This window comes from Pseudoalteromonas luteoviolacea, from assembly GCF_001696455.1.
Taxonomy (GTDB): Bacteria; Pseudomonadota; Gammaproteobacteria; order Enterobacterales; family Alteromonadaceae; genus Pseudoalteromonas; species Pseudoalteromonas luteoviolacea_C.
In genome coordinates, this window is the sequence record NZ_MAUJ01000001.1 from 1,332,563 (window position 1) to 1,354,516 (window position 21,954).

Annotated in this window: 17 protein-coding genes and 1 pseudogene; 9 read left to right on the forward strand and 9 right to left on the reverse strand. The window is 43.0% G+C overall.

Features of this window, described 5'->3' with window-relative positions; all coding sequences use genetic code 11:
- Nucleotides 1-295: 295 nt before the first annotated feature.
- The 3 genes from A7985_RS05765 to fadI all read right to left on the reverse strand — a co-directional run bounded on the left by A7985_RS05765 (nucleotide 296) and on the right by fadI (nucleotide 4,438).
- Nucleotides 296-703 (reverse strand): hypothetical protein, encoded by a 408-nt coding sequence (locus A7985_RS05765; RefSeq protein WP_065789464.1) that lies wholly within the window; start codon nucleotides 701-703, stop codon nucleotides 296-298.
- 321 nt (nucleotides 704-1,024) lie between these two features.
- Nucleotides 1,025-3,127 carry a fatty acid oxidation complex subunit alpha FadJ gene (gene fadJ, locus A7985_RS05770; protein ID WP_065789465.1) on the reverse strand — a complete coding sequence of 701 codons (2,103 nt, stop codon included), beginning with the start codon at nucleotides 3,125-3,127 and terminating at the stop codon, nucleotides 1,025-1,027.
- Nucleotides 3,128-4,438, reverse strand: coding sequence for an acetyl-CoA C-acyltransferase FadI (fadI, locus tag A7985_RS05775; RefSeq protein WP_065789466.1), 1,311 nt, complete (start codon nucleotides 4,436-4,438; stop codon nucleotides 3,128-3,130). It abuts the gene before it with no gap.
- A 293-nt stretch (nucleotides 4,439-4,731) separates the two neighbouring features.
- Between fadI and A7985_RS05780 the strand changes: the two are divergent.
- From A7985_RS05780 to A7985_RS05820, 9 genes and pseudogenes are all read left to right on the forward strand, one after another.
- Nucleotides 4,732-5,687: pseudogene (locus tag A7985_RS05780) on the forward strand (AAA family ATPase).
- A gap of 15 nt (nucleotides 5,688-5,702) precedes the next feature.
- Nucleotides 5,703-6,644, forward strand: coding sequence for a DUF58 domain-containing protein (locus A7985_RS05785; RefSeq protein ID WP_065789467.1), 942 nt, complete (start codon nucleotides 5,703-5,705; stop codon nucleotides 6,642-6,644).
- Nucleotides 6,645-6,649: 5 nt separating this feature from the next.
- Entirely contained in the window at nucleotides 6,650-7,084 is a 435-nt protein-coding gene (locus A7985_RS05790; protein WP_065789468.1) for a DUF4381 family protein, read from the forward strand.
- Complete coding sequence (locus tag A7985_RS05795; RefSeq protein WP_065789469.1) at nucleotides 7,077-8,063, forward strand: vWA domain-containing protein; 987 nt, start codon at nucleotides 7,077-7,079, stop codon at nucleotides 8,061-8,063. Before A7985_RS05790 ends, A7985_RS05795 begins: the two co-directional genes overlap by 8 nt.
- 1 nt (nucleotide 8,064) lies before the next feature.
- Nucleotides 8,065-9,939 carry a vWA domain-containing protein gene (locus A7985_RS05800; RefSeq protein WP_065789470.1) on the forward strand — a complete coding sequence of 625 codons (1,875 nt, stop codon included), beginning with the start codon at nucleotides 8,065-8,067 and terminating at the stop codon, nucleotides 9,937-9,939.
- Nucleotides 9,933-11,576 (forward strand): BatD family protein, encoded by a 1,644-nt coding sequence (locus tag A7985_RS05805; RefSeq protein ID WP_065789471.1) that lies wholly within the window; start codon nucleotides 9,933-9,935, stop codon nucleotides 11,574-11,576. Before A7985_RS05800 ends, A7985_RS05805 begins: the two co-directional genes overlap by 7 nt.
- A 52-nt stretch (nucleotides 11,577-11,628) precedes the next feature.
- A complete protein-coding gene (locus tag A7985_RS05810) occupies nucleotides 11,629-12,138 on the forward strand; it encodes a sigma-70 family RNA polymerase sigma factor (RefSeq protein WP_065789472.1) in 510 nt (169 codons plus the stop codon).
- A gap of 5 nt (nucleotides 12,139-12,143) precedes the next feature.
- Nucleotides 12,144-12,866, forward strand: a complete 723-nt coding sequence (locus A7985_RS05815; protein ID WP_065789473.1) for a DUF3379 family protein — start codon at nucleotides 12,144-12,146, stop codon at nucleotides 12,864-12,866.
- A 111-nt stretch (nucleotides 12,867-12,977) separates the two neighbouring features.
- On the forward strand, nucleotides 12,978-13,841 hold the full coding sequence (locus tag A7985_RS05820; protein ID WP_065789474.1) for a Tim44 domain-containing protein: 864 nt from the start codon (nucleotides 12,978-12,980) through the stop codon (nucleotides 13,839-13,841).
- Between the two features lie 24 nt (nucleotides 13,842-13,865).
- Here A7985_RS05820 and A7985_RS05825 read toward each other — a convergent pair whose 3' ends face one another.
- The 6 genes from A7985_RS05825 to hrpA all read right to left on the reverse strand — a co-directional run bounded on the left by A7985_RS05825 (nucleotide 13,866) and on the right by hrpA (nucleotide 21,898).
- Complete coding sequence (locus A7985_RS05825; protein ID WP_081310436.1) at nucleotides 13,866-14,741, reverse strand: hypothetical protein; 876 nt, start codon at nucleotides 14,739-14,741, stop codon at nucleotides 13,866-13,868.
- Between the two features lie 4 nt (nucleotides 14,742-14,745).
- Complete coding sequence (locus tag A7985_RS05830) at nucleotides 14,746-15,414, reverse strand: response regulator (protein ID WP_065789475.1); 669 nt, start codon at nucleotides 15,412-15,414, stop codon at nucleotides 14,746-14,748.
- Between the two features lie 100 nt (nucleotides 15,415-15,514).
- Nucleotides 15,515-17,080 carry an ATP-binding protein gene (locus A7985_RS05835; protein ID WP_256096647.1) on the reverse strand — a complete coding sequence of 522 codons (1,566 nt, stop codon included), beginning with the start codon at nucleotides 17,078-17,080 and terminating at the stop codon, nucleotides 15,515-15,517.
- 161 nt (nucleotides 17,081-17,241) lie between these two features.
- Nucleotides 17,242-17,538: a PilZ domain-containing protein gene (locus A7985_RS05840; protein WP_065789476.1), complete on the reverse strand. Its 297-nt coding sequence runs from the start codon at nucleotides 17,536-17,538 to the stop codon at nucleotides 17,242-17,244.
- A gap of 9 nt (nucleotides 17,539-17,547) precedes the next feature.
- On the reverse strand, nucleotides 17,548-17,931 hold the full coding sequence (locus tag A7985_RS05845) for a response regulator (protein ID WP_063373982.1): 384 nt from the start codon (nucleotides 17,929-17,931) through the stop codon (nucleotides 17,548-17,550).
- An 85-nt stretch (nucleotides 17,932-18,016) separates the two neighbouring features.
- Complete coding sequence (gene hrpA, locus A7985_RS05850; protein ID WP_065789477.1) at nucleotides 18,017-21,898, reverse strand: ATP-dependent RNA helicase HrpA; 3,882 nt, start codon at nucleotides 21,896-21,898, stop codon at nucleotides 18,017-18,019.
- Nucleotides 21,899-21,954: the final 56 nt, after the last annotated feature.

A 21,954-nucleotide genomic window follows, 5' to 3' on the forward strand; every position in this document is an offset into this window, starting at 1 on the left:
CTCAACAAACTTTACATAGCCTTACAATCGCTCAATTTCTGACTAAAATTTGCTAATACCTTGTACTCACAAAGGGTTTAAAAAGATCAATATGCTGAACAGTCGCTGGTCAGAATGGGTGTGGGAAGGTATGAAAAATGAAAGTAACACAATTCTGAAATACAGATATGAAGATAAACTGACGTAAAGGTAAAGCAGAAAAACCGCTTTACCTAAATGGTGGCTACTATGTGTAAAGCGCCACAATGTGCAGCCACCAAACCTCATGTTATAGCGCTAAATTAGAGGTTTGAATTTACGCTCTACCGGAAGCAAAACACTCCCAACCAGGCCCTACAGCCCAGTTTTTGCAATATACGCCTGGTGTTTTTGTAGATTTTGCTGCTTTACGCCAAGCACTTATTGCATTTTGTGTGGCATTCGCTTCACTGTATCCCCATGCACTGACTTTAATGATTTTGCCCGGAGGTGGCGTTGTACTTTTCTTACTTAATCGGCCATCACACTTCCAAGGTGGACCCATTTGCGGGTTGTAACAACTAATACTCAAAACATTGTAATTATTTCTAGATGCATAATTGTAAATTGCACTTTGAGCTTGCGCTTTCGTGCCACCATATGAACTATACGTAATAACATTTGCGAGTACTTGGCATGACCCCATTAACGCAGTGGCCAATATCAGTTTTTTTAGTATTTTCATTTTCTATTCCTTTATCAAAAATCAAGAATAGAATTGATCAAATAACGCGCAACGTAAAGTTATGAATGTTGATATATTTTCAATGTGTTAACAATCAGGACAATTGACAATGTTGGATACAAGCTTATGTATTTAATACCATTTACATACATAGAAACTATTTACCTTGTTTCTACAAACATCAAATTTTAACATGCAGATGGGAAGATTTCTCTCTTCACAAAGCGTATATAAAAGGCGGTATTAACATGCACATGGGCGATCTTAGATTAGAATTGAAGTGAAAACACCCCATGCTTGGGGTGTTTTCTGTGTTGACGCTTATCCGTAGTAGCCTTCGCCAGCCTCAGCTTTGGCTCTTAGCGGCTCAGAAGGTGTGAACACTTCATTCTCTGTTGCATAGGTAGAAAGCTCAGAGCAAACTTTATTGATACCACGTTTATCCATATAGCTAAACGGACCACCTAAGAATGGGGGGAACCCGATACCAAAAATAGCCCCAATATCACCATCACGTGCTGACGCAATAATCCCCTCATCAAGACACCTAGAAGCCTCATTCAACATTTGGGCAACACAACGATTGGCAATTTCTTGTTTGTTGAGTCTTGGCGCTTGAGTAATACCTAATAGCTCATAGACTGACTCATCCACTTTTTTACCCTTCTTGCCTTCGTAAGAGTAAAAACCCCTGCCAGTCTTACGGCCAAGTCGCTTATTATCAATCATACGTTCGAAGGCATTGGGTGCTTTGAATCGTTCTCCCAACTCTTTTTCAAGAATTGGCGCTATTTTTGAACCGATATCAATGCCCACCTCATCAAGTAACGCTAATGGCCCCACTGGGAACCCAAACTCTACCAACGCTGAATCAATTTTCTCGATTGGCTCACCCGCTAATAGCAAGTTTGCTGCTTCATTGACATATGGCGCTAATATACGGTTAACGTAAAAGCCAGCTTTGTCTTTAACAACAATTGGCGTTTTACCTTGTTTACGTGAGAAGTTTACTGTTTTAGAGATAGTCTCTTCAGAGGTGCCTTCGTGAGGAATAATCTCTACAAGCGGCATTTTCTCAACTGGAGAGAAGTAATGTAAACCGATAACGTTTTCTGGGTGGGCCGCTTTTTCTGCAATTTGCGCTATTGGCAACGAAGAGGTATTACTCGCAAATATGGTGCTTTGTGAGCATTCTCTTTCAATGTCTGCAACCATACCCTGCTTAAGAGCCAGATCTTCAAACACCGCTTCAATTACAATATCGATGTCTTTAAAGCCACTGTAATCCGTTGTACCTGTGATGCTATTCATGGTTGACTGCATCTCAGCCTTAGATAGAATGCGCCGCTTTTGTTTTTTTGAGAGAATTTTATAGCTGTAGTTTAGCGCGTTACTGATCCCTTGATGCGCAACGTCTTTAATACGCACGCGAACACCGGCTTTAGCAGCACTTACATGGGTTATACCCGCGCCCATCAAACCACCGCCTAATACAGCAGCACGTTCAACCTTCTCGTTACTGTCGCTTTGCCACTCTTTTTTCATTTCTGTGGTGGCGAAGAAAATACCACGCAATGAACGAGATACTTCGGTCATTACCAAGTCTGCAAAACCTTCCGCTTCTGTTTTGTAAGCTTTTAATTCGTCCAGCTCCACCGACGCTCTGACAGCTTTGATGATTGCAAAAGGCGCTGGATAATGCCCACCCGTTTTCTTTTCGACATTTTCTTGTGCCTTTTTGAAAATCACATTTCTGCCAAACGGATTTGACTCTAAGAGCTGGCTTAACTTATCCAGTTTAGGTTTACGTGGCTTTGGCTTACCTTTTCTGGCAAGTTTTACCGCAACATCCATTAAAATGCTTTGAGGCACACAGTCATCAACTAAGCCAGCTTTGCTCGCTTGTTTTGCCCTAACCTGTTTACCGGTTAGCATCCACTCTAATGCTTTTTGAATACCTACAAGTTTAGGCAGCCTTTGTGTACCGCCACCACCAGGTAGCAAGCCCAATTGAACCTCTGGTAACCCGAGTTTAGTTTTGTCATCACTCGTACAAACACGATAATCACATGCTAACGCAAATTCCAGTCCACCACCGAGCGCTGCACCATGAATAGCTGCAACCGTCGGGTAAGGTAGTGCCTTCATTTTAAAAAATGCTTGTTGGCACATTTCAGATAGGCGTAGCGCATCTTCACGGGTGTTCGCATTGTCTAGCATTTTTATATCTGCACCAGCGATAAAGTTATCTGACTTACCGCTGATAAACACCATCCCAGTTACATCATCGCTTTTACCTTGTTCTAGAATTTCGATCAATTCATCGGCAAATGAGTCACGCAAGGTGTTCATTTTTTCGCCTGGCACATCGATTGTAACTAACGCTACTTTGTGACTGTTCAATTCATAACTAAATACTGACATTTACGCACTCTCCAATACAAAAGCCGCACCTAAACCACCGGCTGCACACGCAGTTGTAAGCGCCAATCCACCACCGCGACGCTTAAGCTCGTTCAAACTTTGCGTAATTAATCTCGCTCCGGTTGCAGCAAATGGGTGTCCATAAGCCAAAGAGCCACCATTGACATTAAATTTATCCATATCTATTTCACCAATCGCTTTACTGCGACCAAGCTTTTCTTGTGCAAATTTATTAGAAGCAAACATTTTCACATTCGCTAGCGCTTGTGCCGCAAATGCCTCATGCATCTCAATAAGATCTAAATCTTTCAATTCGATGCCAGCTCTGTCTAGCGCCAGTGGTGTCGAATGCGCAGGCCCCATTAGCATATCTTCGTGCACACCAATGGCAGAAAACGCGTATGAACGCACATAACCTAGAATTTCATAGCCGAGTGCTTTTGCTTTGCTTTCGCTCATCATTAACACGGCAGCTGCACCATCAGTCAGTGGTGTTGCATTTGCTGCCGTCACTGAGCCGTGTTTTCTATCGAATACAGGGCGTAACTTAGCATAGCCCTCTAACGAAGAGTTCGCTCTTATATTGTTATCTTTATCGATAAAGCCTTTGTAAGGCTCAACATGTGCGGTCATGACCTCCTGAGACAACAGACCAGCGTCCCAAGCTTTTGCAGCCAATGAATGAGAACGGTGCGCCAGTGCATCTTGTTCTTCTCGGCTAATGCCATGCGTTTTGGCCATTTGCTCTGCAGTATCCCCCATAGACAAGCCAGTAGAGTATTCAGCGACGGCTGGTGGCACTGGTAGCAAATCTTTAAGACGCAACTTTGAGAAAATTTTCAATCTTTGCCCTAAAGTACGCGCTTTATTTAGGTCAACTAAACTGCCCGCAAGCTTTTTACTAACACCAATAGGCAGTACAGATGATGAATCAGCACCGCCCGCGATACCAACGGCAGTATGACCTGCAATAATAGACTCCGCCACGTTTGCAACAGCCTGAAAACTGGTTGCGCATGCGCGAGACACTGAGTATGCATCCACGGAGACAGGCATCCCAGTACCTAATACTATTTCGCGCGCAATATTTGGCGCTTCAGGCATTTGAACAACTTGGCCAAAAACGAGTTGGTCGATTTCTTTTTTATCTATGTTCAAACGCTCAAGCATTTCATTGACAACGGTTTTTCCCAAATCTAATGCTGGGACATGGTGATAAGCAGTCGCTTGTTTTGCGAATGGAGTTCGAAGGCCACTAACAATGGCAATACGGTCCCCGTTTATTGTTTTTAGTATGTTTTGTTCAGACATGAATTTTGCTCTCCCGCTGACAGGTCTGACCTGTTATTTTAATTCGATTCTAAACAACCGAACCCGTTATGCCAATAGAAATTTAAAAATTGTCTGTAAAATCACAGCGCCAATTAAACTTAGCGCGAAAATTGTACAATTCAAAAAGCTGCTGAAAAATATATTAAAAATATGGAACTAAACCCAAATGTACGGTCTAAGAAAAAAAGCGAAAATACACCTCAAAAGCTTGAGTTTTCCTTTTCAATCCATATAAATAAGCAACAAATTTGTCAGAACAAGGACAAACAAGCATGGCAGTTAATGAGTTTACTGAACTAAAAAAATTTCTAGATACACAAATATTAGGTCAACCTGATCTTACTGAAGCACTTCTAATTGCAATATTGGCTGATGGGCATTTACTCGTTGAAGGTCCACCGGGGCTAGCTAAGACCGCGCGGTTAACGCCTTAGCAAAGGGCATAGAAGGAAGCTTCCAGCGTGTTCAGTTTACCCCAGACTTATTGCCAGCGGATATCACGGGTACTGATATATACCGACAACAAACTAGTGAGTTTGTTTTTGAAAAAGGCCCTCTTTTCCATAATCTGATTTTGGCCGATGAAATAAACCGTGCGCCAGCAAAAGTGCAATCTGCACTACTAGAAGCGATGGCCGAAAGACAGGTCACGGTAGGTAAAACAACGTACCCACTACCAGACTTATTCATGGTAATGGCAACACAAAACCCACTGGAGCAAGAAGGCACTTACCCGTTACCTGAAGCACAACTAGACCGATTCTTGCTACATCTAAATATTGATTATCCAGCAGCGCAAACAGAGCTAGAGATACTCCGCTTGACTCGAGGTGAAGCACTTAGTGATGAAAAAGTCACCTTTAGCCCAATTAGCCAACAAACGTTGTTTGAAGCACGTAAGAAGGTTTTGGCACTCCATTTGGCTGAACCACTTGAGCAATACTTAGTTCAGTTGATTATTGCGACTAGAGAAGCCGCTAAACTAGACGCGCAGTTAGGCGCTTGGATTGAGTTAGGCGCGAGCCCACGAGCAACAATCGCATTAGATAAGTGTGCTAGAGCGCACGCTTGGTTGCAACAACGAGACTTTGTGACCCCAGATGACATACAAGCGGTTTTACATGATGTGCTTAGACATCGCATCATTCTCAGCTACGAAGCACAAGCGGATGGCATCACAAAAGATCAAGTGATCAGCCGCATTCTTGAGCTAGTGCCTGTGCCATAAACTTGGCTGATTTATATGAAAGCGAACATAGATACAACAAGCTGGTTTTCAAATAGTCATAGCAATGGTTTTGAATTAGGGTTGAAGGAGCTGCTTTATTACAAAGCGAAGTCTCGGTTACTTGATTTAAAGCCTAAAGGGCAGATCCGCAGCGCGCAAGCCGGGCAATATCTCGCACCACACAAAGGACGTGGGATGGAGTTCGCTGAGGTACGCCAATATCAGTACGGCGATGACATTCGCGCAATTGATTGGCGAGTAACGGCGCGTACCGGTGAAGCGCACACCAAGTTATATCAGGAAGAGAAAGAGCGACCCGTTTTTATTTTCACCGATCTGTCAAACAGTATGCTGTTTGGCAGTCAGTTGTTGCTGAAATCTGTTCAAGCAGCTCACTTGAGCGCGCTGGTTGCGTGGTCTGCCACTCAAAGAGGCGATAGACTGGGCGGTGTCGTATTTTCTGAGCACTGCCATCACGAGCTTAAACCCACTGCACGTGACAAAGGTGTCTTGGCTTTTTGTCATCAACTGTGTGACGTTCATGAAACAAGCCTTGCAAATAGAGATGCACCTTTGCAAAGTCGTTTTAATGAAAATTTAAGACGTCTCAAACATCTTGCTAAACCTGGCAGTTTAATTTATCTCATATCCGATTTTTCAGATTTAAATGATGAGAGCTTTTCATTACTTGAAGGCTTGAGTCGCCATTGTGAATTGATTGGGTGTCAAGTCAGTGACCCTTTTGAGCACCACCTACCCGAATACAGTGATGCTATCGAAATTCAGGGGACGCAAACCTCTTGGACCCTACCACTTGGCGACAAAAAGTTTAGAGAAAAGTTTGCCCAACAGGCTGAACACGTGTTTAGCACACGGCTTCATCGTTTAAGCCGCTCAGGCATGACCATGCTTAACTTTTCTGCGGCTCTACCATTGGAAACACAGCTCTCTAGGTAACATTTATGACTCCTTCTCCACTCGATGCCCTAAATGATGTTTTACCACCCGAGCAAGTTGCTTGGTGGCCTCTTTCATTGCCTATGTTGGCGCTCATAGCACTCAGTTCTCTGCTTTTAATAAGCGTCATTGTTATAGCCTATCGCCGCTGGCAATACGGTGCTGCAAAAAGAGAAGCCTTAAAACTAAGCGCCCAACATAGAACCGACCCATTGGCCCTTCATGGCTTACTAAAACGACTGACAAAGCACTATTACGGTAATAACATGGCTGCTCAATCAAGTGCAAACTGGTGTAAGACGCTCAATAAACTCACTAAAGCCAACTTTCAAGAACAAGACATTGTGTCGTTATACAATCCAAACTCGAGTGCTGAATTACTGCCAAAACTCTCAGAAGCAATAAAAACATATAAAATAAAGGAGCGCCTAGATGTTTGAATTTGAATGGCCTTTAGCGTTTTTACTGCTCCCCCTTCCTTGGCTCATCGCCAAGGTAAAACCTCAGCCGGCCAAAGCGTTACAAAAAATCCGTATGCCCAGCTATGCAACATTAGGTGGAAAAGGTACTGAGGTTCAACCCATTTCCACAGCCAAGAGTTGGCTAGAAATACTGATATGGATACTACTCGTAACCGCATTAAGTAACCCTAGCTGGCTTGATGAGCCCATCACGCTTCCCAGTGAAGGGCGAGATATTATGCTTGCAGTGGATCTATCACACTCTATGGCTGAAGAAGACATGGAATACAATGGTCGTTATGTAGACCGTTTGTCTGTCGTTAAGGCTGTGCTTGGCGATTTCATCGAAGAAAGGCAAGGAGACAGGTTAGGTCTCATCTTGTTTGCAGATACTGCGTTTTTACAAACCCCGTTGACACGTGACATCAATACAGTCAGTCAAATGCTCCAAGAGTCACAAATTGGCCTCGTTGGTAGGGCGACCGCGATTGGCGATGCACTTGGCTTAGCCGTGAAGCGTTTTAGCCAAAAAGAAGAGAGTAACCGCATTTTAATTTTGCTTACAGATGGAAGAAACACCGCAGGTAACCTAGAGCCGGACGAAGCATTGATTCTCGCACGTGAAGAAGGGATCAAAGTATATACAGTGGGTGTCGGCTCTGATGGACGCAGAAATTTAGGTTTTTTCTCCATGGGGGGTATGGGTGGTAACAGCATTGACGAACAAACTCTTACTCATATTGCAGATGAAACTGGCGGAAAGTACTTTCGCGCGAAAAACGTTCAGGGTCTTCAGCAAATTTATGCCGAATTAGATAACCTTGAACCTATCACAGAAGAAGATGAAACTTTCAGACCGAAACTCGCACTGTTCTATATTCCATTGCTCGTAGCCGCTGCGCTCTGGGCACTGGCGATTCTCATGCGCACTGCGAAACAATGGAGGCGAGAAAAGTAAGATGACCGAATTTCAGTTTATTCGCCCAGAATTACTTTGGTTGCTTATACCGTGGGCCATAATCTGCCTACTGCAGTGGTATAAGCGCTCTAATACCCAAGATACTCAAATTATTGCACCGCATTTAGCAAATGTTGTGCTCGCAAAAAGTGATGACCAAAAAGTGAGCCAATCATCGTGGCTCACAAGTTTGGTTTTATTGCTTAGTATATTTGCGATAGCTGGCCCAAGCATCGAAAAACAAAGTGTACCTGTATTCTCTGCTAAACAAGCGCGCGTTATCGTCATGGATATGTCTTACTCCATGTATTCAACTGATATTGCACCAAATAGGTTGACCCAAGCACGATTCAAAACGCTAGATATGCTTCAACTGTTTAAAGAGGGTGAAACCGCACTAGTCGCGTACGCCCAAGATGCATTCATTGTCTCTCCTCTTACGAGCGACATTAAAACCTTAGAAAACTTGGTACCCAGTATCAGCCCTCAAATTATGCCCGGTAAAGGCGCAAATGTATTGGCAGGTATCGACCAAGCAAAAACTTTGTTGGAGCAAGCAAACTATTCACAAGGTGAAATTATATTAGTCACTGATGAAGTCGAAACGGACGAGGTAACGGATATCCAGTCCCTGCTGTCAAACAGTGGATTTAAACTCCACGTCTATGGTGTTGGTACAGTTCAAGGAGCACCAATTAGCGTACCTGAGGGTGGTTTTTTGAAAGATAGATATGGACAAATTGTCATCCCTAAATTGTATGTAGACCGATTAAGAACGCTAGCACAACGACTGGGAGGCAAGTATGCGAGCTATACACCTGATAGTTCAGATATACAGTCGTTTACGAGTTTGCAAAGCGGTGAAATCGCACAGCCTGAACAGCCGAATGAAACCCTATGGCGTGTCGATGCCGGTAAGTATCTTATGTTTATTATCTTACCTCTGGCCTTAATGTGCTTTAGAAAAGGGGCTTTAGCGTTAAGTTTAACACTGTTCGCATACCTTCCCAGTACGCCTACGTATGCCGCAGATTGGCAATCTTGGTTTAAAAATACTGACCAAAATGCCCTTTCGGCCTATCAAGCACAGGATTTTGAAGGGGCAAGTTCAGCAAACAACCCGACCTTAAAAGGGGCTGCTTTGTATAAACAAGGCAATTTTGAGCAGGCAGCTGAAACTTTAAAAGATACCAATTCATCGATTGGCCAATACAATTTGGGCAATGCACTTGCCCACCTTGGTAAGTTGGATGAGGCGGTAGATGCATATAATAAAGCACTCGAGATGGATCCAGATTTTGAACAGGCAGCGCAAAACAAAGCTTTGGTAGAACAGCTCAAAGAGCAGCAACAGAATCAACAAAACTCTGATCAAAACGATCAACAACAGGACCAGCAATCGTCGGATCAACAAGACGGAGAGCAGCAATCACAAGATCAGTCTCAGTCCGATTCTGATCAGCAAGGTGAGCAAGATTCTCAGAATAATGACGCTCAAGGCGATAAGTCTGAAGAGCAAAAAAGTGACCAGTCTCAAAATGCTGATGGGGATAAACAAGAAAATAAAGATAATCAAAATCAGCCCGAACTGGCTAATAAAGAAGGTGAAGAAGCGCAACAGTCTCAAGAACAGCAAGCGGCACAGCCAAAGCAGAGCGATGAAGTGCAACAAAATGAAGCGGGACTCAATGAGCAACAAGCTCAAGCCCAAATGAGAGAATTAACCCCTGAAGAAAAAGAAAAGGCACAGCAACTAGATCAACTTTTACGCCGAGTACCTGATGATCCGGCCATTCTCTTGAAAAATAAAATGCTTTTAGAATCAAGACAAAGACAACAACAAAGACAACCGATAGGAGCAGAAAAGTCATGGTAATGCGAAATGCTATTTATGTTTTAATCTTTGCGCTCGCACTACCCGCTTGGGCTGTTGACAAGCTCACTGCGAGTGTCGATAAAAATCCCGTGTTAGTTGGAGAGTACTTCACTCTAACTATCGAAGCCAATGGGAAGGTCTCTGGTCAAATGCCCGACACCTCTGCTCTATCCCAACGTTTTGTTACCGGCCCGATCAGTACAAGCTCGCGTACGCAAATTATCAACGGAAGTATGAGCAGCGCAACAACCTGGCAAATGCAGGTTATGTCGAGACGTGCAGGTGATTTTACAATCCCCTCTTTTGAAGTCGCAGGACAGCAAAGCCAACCAATTGATATTAAAGTTGTTGCGCGTGATCAAGATGCCAGTGAACAAAAAGACGTGTTCATTAAAGTAAGTTTGGAGCCTCAGTCTCTTTACGTACAGCAGGCGGCGCTGTACACGATGAAGCTTTACATTGGTAAGGATTTAATTGAAGCACAGCTCAGTGAGCCGGTGATGACTGATGCGACTTTGACGGCGATGGGTCAACAAAAAGAAGATTACGAAATTGTTGAGGGCCGACGCTATCGCGTGATAACCAGAGACTACCTAATCCAACCTCAAAAAAGTGGCACATATAGCATCGATCCACCCGTGTTTAATGGCCAAGTTCGAGAAGGTTATCGTCGTATGGCAATGAGCGCGATTGGCGAAACAATAGATGTAGAAGTAAAACCAATACCAAGTGATTATCGTGGTGACTGGTTACCCAGTGAGTTAGTTAATTTAGCTGAAGAGTGGCAGCCGAGCGATAATAAAGTGATTGTAGGCTCTCCTATCACACGTACTTTCACGCTTACAGCACTTGGGATCACTAAAGAGCAAATGCCTGATATTGATGTACCCAATGTTGATGGTTTTAGAATTTACCCGGATGAGACAGATAGAAACCAAATGGCACGGGATGGGCGAGTTATATCTCAGCTTGTTGCCTCATACGCAATCCTGCCACAAAAGCCGGGCGTGTATACTTTGCCAGAAATTAAGCTTCCTTGGTTTAATACCGTTATTAACCGAGTTCAATACGCGACACTCCCTGCACGTACAATAGAGGTAATCACAGATCCAAATCAGCCTCAACTACCAAATCACTCGGCCTTGCCTCAAACATCTACAGGCAATGAGCAAATTCAAGCGACAGTCGAACCAAAAATCATATACAAAGACGCTGAAAAATCGGCCATCGACTGGGCAATCTCGGCTTTAGGCTACATACTGTGGGTTATTACAATGGTTATTTGGTTTGTTAAGTCTCGCAAACAGCCAAAACTTGCGCCTACGCATAACAGCAAAGTGCACGAAGTGGATACTTCAGCTTTGGTAAAAGATCTATCGTTGGCCGCTAAGCAAGGTGATGCGAGTGCATTTTACAAGTCACTGAGAAAATATGTAGAAACAGGTCAGCAACTGACTATTAAGTCTTGGCTTAATGCGCAAGACACCGAAATCAGGGACGAAATTGCAAAATTGCAAGCATCCCTTTATAGTGCAAACGAATCTGATGTAGATACTCTCTCGCTGTACAAAAAAATAATAAGTGCTGAAAAGCGTGTTAAATCAGGCACTCAGAATCGTCTAGAGCAGTTGTATTAAAATAATATGGCGAAAAGTGAAATAATATTGCTAAAGACAAGGTCTAGTTAGCATGACCCAAAAACAAAAACGTTATGAATCGTTGGTACAGGTCTACCATACAGAGCTTTATCGCTTTGCTTATTGGTTGTGCCAAGATCCAACTATTGCAGAAGATTTGGTTCAAGAAACTTTTTTACGTGCATGGCGCTCTTTGGACGCTTTGCAAGATGAAAAAGCTGCCAAGTCTTGGTTATTAACTATTTTGCGACGAGAAAATGCTCGTCGCTTTGAAAGAAAACAATTTGACTATGCGGATGTTGAGCACGATACGCTTGAGGATACGAAAAGCACGTCCTTAGATGATGAAATGGAACAAACAGTCGTGCAAAGACAGATTAGCCAGCTAGCACCTGAATATCGTGAACCCCTGTTATTACAGGTTGTCATGGGTTGTTCAGGTGATGAAATCGCAGAAATTTTGGAGTTAAACAAAAACACAGTCATGACTAGATTGTATCGAGCGAGAAATCAGCTAAAAGAGGCATTAACCAACGTGAATGAATCAGCAAAGGGGGCATAAAACTGATGGATGATTTAGAATTTCGTCGTCGCCTGTTCGCCGATCCAAACGATGAACAACTAGCGCGCGAAGCCAAGAGTGACCCTGAAAAGCAGCGGTTAGTCGATGAAGCACAAGACTTTGACGCTATGCTAGGCGATGCGTTTAATGTACCAGTCCCCGATGGCTTACAAGCAAAACTGCTGGCACAAGTTAAAGAAACGCCAGCAGAGTCGTCAGCTAAAGTCGTCAATATCGCTTGGTATAGACGTTTTTCGGTACCCATAGCGTCTGCAGCATCTGTTATGTTGGCCGTTTTGGTCTACTTCAGTTCTGCTGTTCACGCGCCGCTTCACGCCGGTGAGCACGCATTAGAGCATGTATATTATGAAGAAAGTGCACTTCGACTAAACAAAGAAGTAACGTTACAAGTGGTCAATGAAAAATTGGCTATGCTGGGCGGTAAGTTAGAAGCCATGCCTGGTAAAGTGACGTATGCGACATTTTGTAACTTCAAAGGTCAAAGAAGCTTACATCTGATTTTTCAATCTGAGCATGGCCCTATGACCGTATTCATAGTACCGAGCGACAGCAATGATTACAGAGACGGTAAATCTCATTTTAATGATGAAAGATTTGCGGGTTCAATTAACAAAGGCAAGCATGCAGACACAATATTAGTCGCGAATGTTGGAACACCTATTGAAAAATATCAAGGTGAAGTCAACAACTCCTTACGCTGGCTATAAAAATAAGGCGCACTAAGCGCCTTATTTGTTCCTAAAACCAACCTATTTTAGTTCATTTCATCCGTTATTTTATTTAAAATGATTGGCAGTAATTAAACTTAGAGGAAAACCATGAAACAATTTTTTGTTTTATTGACTATCGTTTCGATGTTGTTTGCAACCGCTTTTGACGCTGAAGCTCGTAAAAAGTTTGGCAGTAAAAAGAAAGGCAAAACGCATCAAACATCAACTGTTCAACAGAAAAAGCAAGTAGATACTAAATCTCTTGCGGCTCAGCAAGGTGCTAAGAAAAAATCAAGCAAAAAAGGCATTATGGCAGGTGTATTAGGTGGCCTACTAGCAGGTGGCTTAATTGCAGCCATGCTTGGTGACGACTTTGAAGGCTTCCAATTCCTAGAAATGATTTTATTGGCAGTTGCTGCATTTGTATTGTTCAAAGTTATAAAGAGCTTTATGAGTAAAAAGCAGCAGCCTCAAATGGCTGGTGCACCAAATAACTTCAGTCAGCAGCCTCAGAGCCAACCATTCTCCCAACCACAACAATTTCAAGCGAACCAAAACGCAGGTGGATTTGGTACTCAGCAAGATGTACCTTTCAATTTACCGCGCGATTTTGACGTAAATGGTTTCTTACAGGGAGCACGTTCTCATTATCAAACAATTCAAACTGCTTGGAACAAAAAAGATTACGCGACAATGGCTGAATACTTAAGCCCAGCGCTAGTTGAAGAGTTTCGTCAGGAGCGAGAGCAACAAGGTGATGTTGCGACGGAAGTTATGTTTGTTGATGCTGAACTTGCCCGTGCAGACGTGAGTGCTGACAAATGGGAGATCAGCGTGATGTTCCGAGGAAAATACCGTGACCAAGGTGATATGCAAGAAGAGCCAATTCACGAAGTTTGGCACCTAGAGCGTAAAACGCAGGGTGATGCTCCTTGGTTAATCGTAGGTGTTGAAGACCTAATTGATAGCTAATCAGCTTCAAGTATAGAAAAGGCGCTATCTAGCGCCTTTTTTGTTGCCATCAAAAATAGCTGTTACATTCCGCTCTGCATCTAGCACCAACTCTAAATCACATAGTTTGGGAAGCTGCTCAATCCCCCATTGCGTTAAACGTTGGTACAATTGGATAAACGCTTGCACTTGATGTTGATCCATCCCCCTCCCTGTTTTCATGACTAACTTTTGCTCTTGTTCCAATCGCCAGTTATACACATGTTCAAAACTCCTACCATTTAAAAATAGTAATTTGTCGAACAAACCAAATAAACACTGATAGTCTAAAGCGAGAAACTCATTTACCTGCATTCGATATTCTGACGTCGCATCTTGATGTGCTTCAAACTGATTACAAGCATCGGCTAAAAGTGCCTGTGGCTGAGCTGGGATACCCAGAAACCACCCTTCAATTATCAAAACATCAATCGGACTACTCACCGTCGTCCAATCAGACTCAGGAAATGGGTTGTCCGTTGATTTATCAAATCGAGGAAGTACAAAAGGTTGATTGCTTTTAAAGCTTTGGAGCACCTCTATAGCAGCCCTGATATCATGTGTGCCCGGTGCCCCGCGCGTTTCAAACGCGGGATGATAATTGCTTGCTAAGGCCTTTCTTTGACTCTGGCTGAGATAAAAGTCGTCAATCGAAACAGACTCTGCACGCAAACCATGTTCTCTTAGATAGGCGACCATATAAGCAGACAGTGTAGACTTACCGCTTCCTTGGCATCCCGACACGCCAATAATAAAAGGTTTATTCAACTCCCCCAGCGTGTTATCTAGCCAAGACAATGCCGCAGAGACTTGCGTTACATAATGGGGAGGTAACTGCCAATTTTGACAAAACTGTGCTTGCCAAGGTACTAAACACGTCATCTATTTACACTTCAAACTTATATCCAACGCCATAGATCGAATGAATAAATTCACAATCAGGTGCGATATCATGAAGTTTCTTGCGGATCTTCTTGATATGGCTGTCAATTGTTCTATCACTGACCACCCGATCATCATCGTAAATGGAGTCCATTAAACGAGCTCGGTTGTAAACTCGACCAGGGTGCTTAAACATCGTTTGTAATAGCATAAACTCCACATGAGTTAGGTCTGTTCGATTACCTGCATAATTAACAAATAATGTCTCTTCGTCTAAATGAAGTCCGGTCTGTATAGGCCCTGAGCCGCTTGTACGTCTAAGTACCGCTTTAACTCTCGCAACCACCTCTTTAGGACTGTAAGGTTTACATACATAGTCATCAGCGCCCACTTCCAAGCCTAAGAGCCTGTCGATTTCTTCAACTTTGGCCGTGGTCATGATGATTGGCACCGCTGAGTCCTTACGGACTTCACTGCATATTTGAATGCCGTCTACTGAAGGCAGCATTAAGTCCAATAGAATAATGTCAGGTAAAAAAGTACAAATACGTTTCATCGCATGGGCACCATCCATGACTATGTCATATTCGTATCCTGCTTGTTCAAGGTACTTACCTAAAATTTTTGCGAGTTTTTCTTCATCTTCAACAATTAATACTTTTTGTTTTTTCATGCTCGTACCCTAATCGTTTATTTACTTCACATTGTTGATTTTCGCATTATGTATCTGTGGCTAACTTATTTACCAATCATTTTTATGGCAAATGAGTATGTTATTTAATAGGCAGCGTAATTTCGAATTTAACTCCCCCAAATTCACTGGCTAACGCGATTATTTCACCATTGTGCGCTTTAACAATGCTCTCGCAGATTGCAAGCCCCAACCCAGATCCTCCAGATGCACGATCTCGCGCTTGGTCTACTCTGTACAATCTATCAAACAGTTTAGGGAGTAAATCTTCCTCTACTCCTGGGCTACTATCTTGCCACTGAATACACACGTTGCCATTGCTACGTCGTACATGCACATTTATAACACCTGGCTGCTCCTGCTCTGAGTCTGTATAGCGCAATGTATTTTGCATTAGATTATTGAAGAGCTGTGCCAAGCGAGTTTCATCGCAGCTCAAGCCAACGTTAACGTCACCCGTTATAGACCACTTAAAATGCTTGGTTTTGAGCATCGCTGCATGTGAATCAAATGTGTGCTGGATGATATCCGACAACACGCTATCTGCCATTTTGTAGCTGAGCGAGCCTCGATCCGACATAGACAATTGATGTAAGTCATCAACTAACTTAGTAAGCCTGTTTATCTCGTCGTAAAGCGAATTCAATTGCTCTTCATCAGTCTCGATAATTCCGTCTATCATCCCTTCCAATTCTGCCTTAAACACTGCAATGGGCGTTCTTAGCTCGTGTGAGATATCCGCTATCCATTGCTGACGTGACCGTTGATTTTCAGCAAGTGTGGATGCCAAAGTATTCAAATCTCGCGCTAATAAGCCTAACTCGTCTTTGCTGTGTGATTTAAAAGGCCGTCTGTAATCCCCTGAAGCAATCTTTTTAGCAGCACTTCTTAGGGATAAAACAGGGGCAACCAAAAACCGACTGAATGGAATAGCTAACAAACTACTGACAAGCATCGCAACAATTGCAATACCTAAAAACCAATGTTGTTGGCGGCTTGCAAACAGCGCGTCTAGCGAGTTGCTTATCTCCATACCGTTCGCAATGCCTATATAACCCAGTAATGGGCCTGAGTTATCTGCATTTTGATGCACTGCCATCCAAAGTGCTGTTTTCTTTGATTTGGGCCGCCCCACAAGCATTTCGTCACGAGTAGATTTAAACACTAATCTTGCTTGAGAGGGGGGTTTGGGTTTTGGTGGTCGGCCCTCTCTTCCTTCTGGCCCTCTGGTCGGCTTGCCTTCACCGCGTCGTTCTTTTCCGTGGTGCTGTGGCGGCCCTCTTCTAGGCTTTTTGACCATCTGTTCAATTTCGGCTTCAGAGCGGCCTTCAAATTCACCAACTAGTCTAGGCCATAGAGGGTTGTGTCTTGAGACCCAGCTATCGCCATATAAATCAAAATTGTTTCTTACGGTTGGCATGATAGCTGATAGTTTAGCTCGGCTACTATTTTGTAAATATTCGCGAAAGCTCTTTTCAAACGCTAGCTGGTTAGCATAATAGACAGCTGAGATTAAAACTGCATTCACCAATAGTAAAATGGCAAGCAACTTTCTTCGTAGGGTAAGTCTCATCGCAACTCCATTCTTATCAAACAAAATGGTTTTGGTACCAGTGCTTACCTTTTTCGTCGCAAGTTGTTGTTCCATGTTAGGTTCTATAGAATATATTGACGGTTCTACCCACGGGGAGTGGCAGCTTTACATACAAATATCGGATAAGCTGATCACATTATTTACCAAAAATGTGCAAAAACCGTGGAAGTTACTGAATTATAAAGCGAGCCTAGGCTCGCTTTATAATTAATGATTTAGTTAATCTGTACGATTTCAAGACCAATGATATAAGAGTCAGGAGAGCTCTCATTGCTGCCACAGCGAACGACTTTCGCATTAGCATTAAATGGCGGGATTGTTGCGCTCTTGCTGTTAATAAACACAGTGGTCAACTCTCCCACTTCGAGTGGACTATCGATTTCAACAGAGAGCCCCGTTGCACTTAAATCTTGGCACACCCCAACAATTTTCTCACCAGTTTGGCTAACTGTTAATTCTGCTTGCGCATTAACCATCATACGCATAAAGCGACGTTTGTCTTCATGGATCATAGTGAACTCCTAGACCATATTTTTTATTTTTTCCAAAAGAGATTGCATCGCAAATGGCTTTACTACATATTCATCGCAACCTGCTTCGTACCCTGCTTGCTTTTCCTGTTCAGACTCTAAACCCGATACCATCATAACTGGAATATCTTTGGTCTCAGGTGTGTTTTTTAGCATACGACATGTGTCGTAACCATCAAGGCCCGGCATACAAACATCGAGCAAAATGACATCCGGTGGATCTGCTATTGCATTAGATAAACAACTTAACCCTGATTCCGCATAACTGAATTTAAACGCATCCGACAAGGCCATTGATAACATTTCATAATTGAAATATTCATCGTCAACAACCAGTACGTGCGGTGTTCTACTCCGTCTTTGCTGCGTGGACATAGTCAATGCCGCTTCCTTCTCACAATCCAAAAAATCATATCCTCTTATTAAGGTAATTGTCTCAAGGCAAAATGCAAGTCAATTCCTATAAATCCACTTCATTTAACGCATTACTAACACGCTTAGCCGATATTGGGTAAGGTGTACCTAACGTTTGAGCGAATAATGAGACTCTAAGTTCCTGCAGCATCCAAAAAATATGCAATAATTCTTGAGGTACTGGCATGCCTTTCGGTACTTTGTTGAATTTTTGCAAGTACAGCTCAGACACCTTTTCGATTTCTAAAACGCATAACCGATCTCGGTTTGGGTCCACTGGTAACTTTTCTAAACGTTTTTCAATTGCCTTCAGATATCGCAATAAGTCTGTCATTTTGTCAGCACCATGAGCGCTAACAAAACCTCTAAAAATCAATGATTCTAATTGTGTTTTAATGTCGCCGTGTGCTGTGATCATCGTCAGATCCACACGCCCTTTCATACGTTTGTTGACCGCGTGTGCGATACTTAAAACTTGCTCAACCTGTGAAGCAATTTCAACAACTTTATCGCCTAGTTCACCACGAATATGCTCTTTGGCCCGCTCAAATTCATTTTCATCTCTAATCGCTTCAAATTGACCTAACAGGCTATCTACACCTGCAGCCGTGCAATCTGAAATTAAATCATGAATTTTTCCAAACGGATTAAAATATAGACCTAATTTCGCTTTGTTGGGCAGATGTTGTTGTAAATATTTCACTGGAGAAGGAATATTCAGTAAGACTAGCCTTCTCAACCCAAGCAGGTGTGCCTGTCTCGCTTTGTCTGGATGGTCAAATAAAGCAATTGCGGTACTGTCTTTCTTATCTACTAAAGCAGGAAACGCCTTTATTTCATAGCCGCCTTGCTTCTTAGTATATTCTTTAGGCAGTTCACCAAACTTCCATTCTGTGATGTCCTCTTGCTCAATGCCCTTTTCGGCAACTTTGGATAAGGTTTGCGACACCTTACCTTGAAGTTTTTCTTTCAAGGCATTGAGGTCAAACCCATGAGCTAACACTTTCCCTGTATCGTCAACGATTTCAAACTGCATTTTTAGATGGTTTTCTAACGAGGACAAGTCCCAATCATCTGCTTGTACTTTTACACCCGTCATACGCAGTAATCGTATCGCAAGTGCTTCTAATAAAGGTCCTTGCAATGGCTCTATTGAAGCGAGCACAGCATCTGCATAGTTAGGAGCTGGCACAAAGTTTCTTCTCAAGTTTTTGGGTAAGCTCTTGATTAACGCACAGATCAATTCATGTCGTAACGCAGGTATGTGCCAGTCGAACCCCTCTGCTTGAACTTGGTTCAATAATGCCAGTGGAATAATAACAGATACACCATCGACGGCTTTTCCAGGTTCAAAATGGTAGTTTAATGCTAACGTTAAGTTGCCTTGTTGCCATGTATCAGGGTAGTCAAACGCCGTGACTTTATCAGCGCCATGACGCATGAGTGCGTCGCGGTCCATATGCAACATACGTTTATCGCTTTGCTTTTTCCACCAGTTGTTAAAAGCTGCGCGGTTGTTTACATCAGCAGGAATTCGCTCTTCATAGAACTCAAACATCTGCTGTTCATCAACCAAAATATCTCTGCGTCTCGCTTTATTTTCTAAGGATTGGATCTCTTCAATGAGCGCTTGGTTGTACTCTAAAAACTGAGCTTTTTGCCCTAATTGCTGCCCAATTAACGCTTCTTTGATAAATAACTCACGGCTAATAACGGGATCAATCTGGCTATACACCGTGCGCTTTCTAGATACGATAGTCAGGCCATATAACGTCTGTTGTTCAAACGCAATCACAGCGCCTTGTTTCTTCTCCCAATGCGGCTCACTATAGCTACGTTTAACCAAATGCTGTGCCAGTGAAGACACCCAAGCTAGGTCAATCTTAGCGTTAATCCTTGCGTACAGTTTACTGGTCTCTACAAGCTCTGCTGACATTAACCATTTTGGGCTCTTTTTAAACAAGCCTGAGCCAGGAAAAACATGGAAAATACTATTCCTTGCACCCTTATAATGTTGCTTTTCATCTTTAACACCAATATGGCTCAGCATGCCACTGAGTAACGATTGGTGAATCGCCTCATAACTGGCTTCGTTTCCAGAACCTTTTAAGTCCATCTCATCGCAAACAGTACTCAGCTGATAAACAATGTCTTGCCACTCACGAATACGCATATAAGCTAAGAAATCTTTCTGACATAACTTTCTAAACTGACTTCTTGAGAGTGACTTTTGCTGCTCTTCCAAATACTGCCAGAGGTTTAAAAACGCCATAAAATCAGAGTTAGGATCATCAAAACGGCCATGTTTTTCATCTGCCGCGCCGCGCTTTTCTTGCGGCCTTTCTCTAGGATCTTGAATTGAAAGCGCCGCAGCAATAATGATGACTTCGGTTAACGCACCTTGTTCGACCGAAGACAGTACCATCTTGGCCAAACGCGGATCGATTGGTAAGCGGCTGAGCTTGCGACCTGACTGCGTGAGCGTCGCGTTTTCTCTACGGCTAGCAGCTTTCACAGCACCGAGTTCTTCAAGTAATGACATACCATCTTTGATATTTCTGTTATCAGGTGCTTGAACAAATGGAAACTTGGCAATATCACCAAGCCCCAACGCCAACATTTGTAAAATAACAGATGCTAAGTTGGTTCGTAGAATTTCAGGATCGGTAAACTCAGGGCGAGAAAGGAAGTCTTCCTCGGAATATAAACGAATACAAATACCCGCTGCGACTCGACCACATCGACCCATTCGTTGGTTTGCACTTGCTTGAGATACCGCTTCAATAGGTAGCCTTTGCACTTTGGTACGGTAGCTGTAGCGGCTAATACGCGCTGTGCCTGGATCGATAACATAGCGGATACCCGGTACTGTCAAAGACGTTTCAGCGACGTTAGTAGAAAGCACAATTCTTCGATGGCTATGCGGAGCAAAAATACGGTTTTGTTCAGCATTGGAAAGGCGAGCAAACAGCGGTAATATCTCAACCCCTTTTAAGTTACGCTTACTTAGCGCATCTGCTGTATCTCGGATCTCACGTTCACCATTCATGAAGATCAAAATATCGCCGGGCCCTGCGTCACAAAGCTCATCTACCGCATCGAATATACCTTGAAGTTGATCGTTTTCAGCTTCGCTTTGTTCACCTGAAATATCAACGACAGGCCTGTATCTAACTTCTACTGGAAACGTTCGACCAGAGACTTCAATAATAGGTGCGTCGTTAAAATGCTTCGAAAACCTTTCTGGGTCTATCGTTGCAGACGTAATTATGATTTTAAGATCTGGCCTTTTCGGCAGTAAGTTTTTCAAATAGCCCAGAATGAAATCAATATTTAGACTTCTCTCATGCGCTTCATCAATAATGATGGTGTCATATTGATTGAGGAATCTATCTTGTTGTATTTCGGCAAGTAAAATACCATCAGTCATCAATTTTATGTAGCTTTTGTCAGACACCTGATCACTAAAACGGATTTTGAAACCCACTTCTTCACCAAGCTCACATCCGACTTCCTCAGCAATTCTATTGGCCACGCTGCGTGCGGCAAGGCGTCTAGGCTGCGTATGACCGATATACCCGTCAATCCCACGACCAAGCTCTAAACAGATTTTAGGAAGTTGGGTTGTTTTACCTGAGCCAGTCTCACCGGCAACAATAACGACTTGGTTGTTGGCGATAGCCTCTTTAATGTCTTCTTTCTTTTGGCTAACTGGTAGCGATTCTGGGTAAGAAACCTGTGGCAAACCTTCTTGCCTTTGAGTTTTCAACTGTTGACTGCGCGCAATGGATTCACTGATCTGAGCAACAACCTTTTGCTGTTTTTTCTGATCAGTGATTTTTTTCACACCTTGAAGACGTTTCTTAAATAAAAACTGATCCTTCTTCAAACAAAAAGGAATATCTGAATACAACGACTTTAAGTCCACTACACGACACCTTGAAAATTCCAAAATCGCCGCGTAGTTTATCAAAACCTCACGCT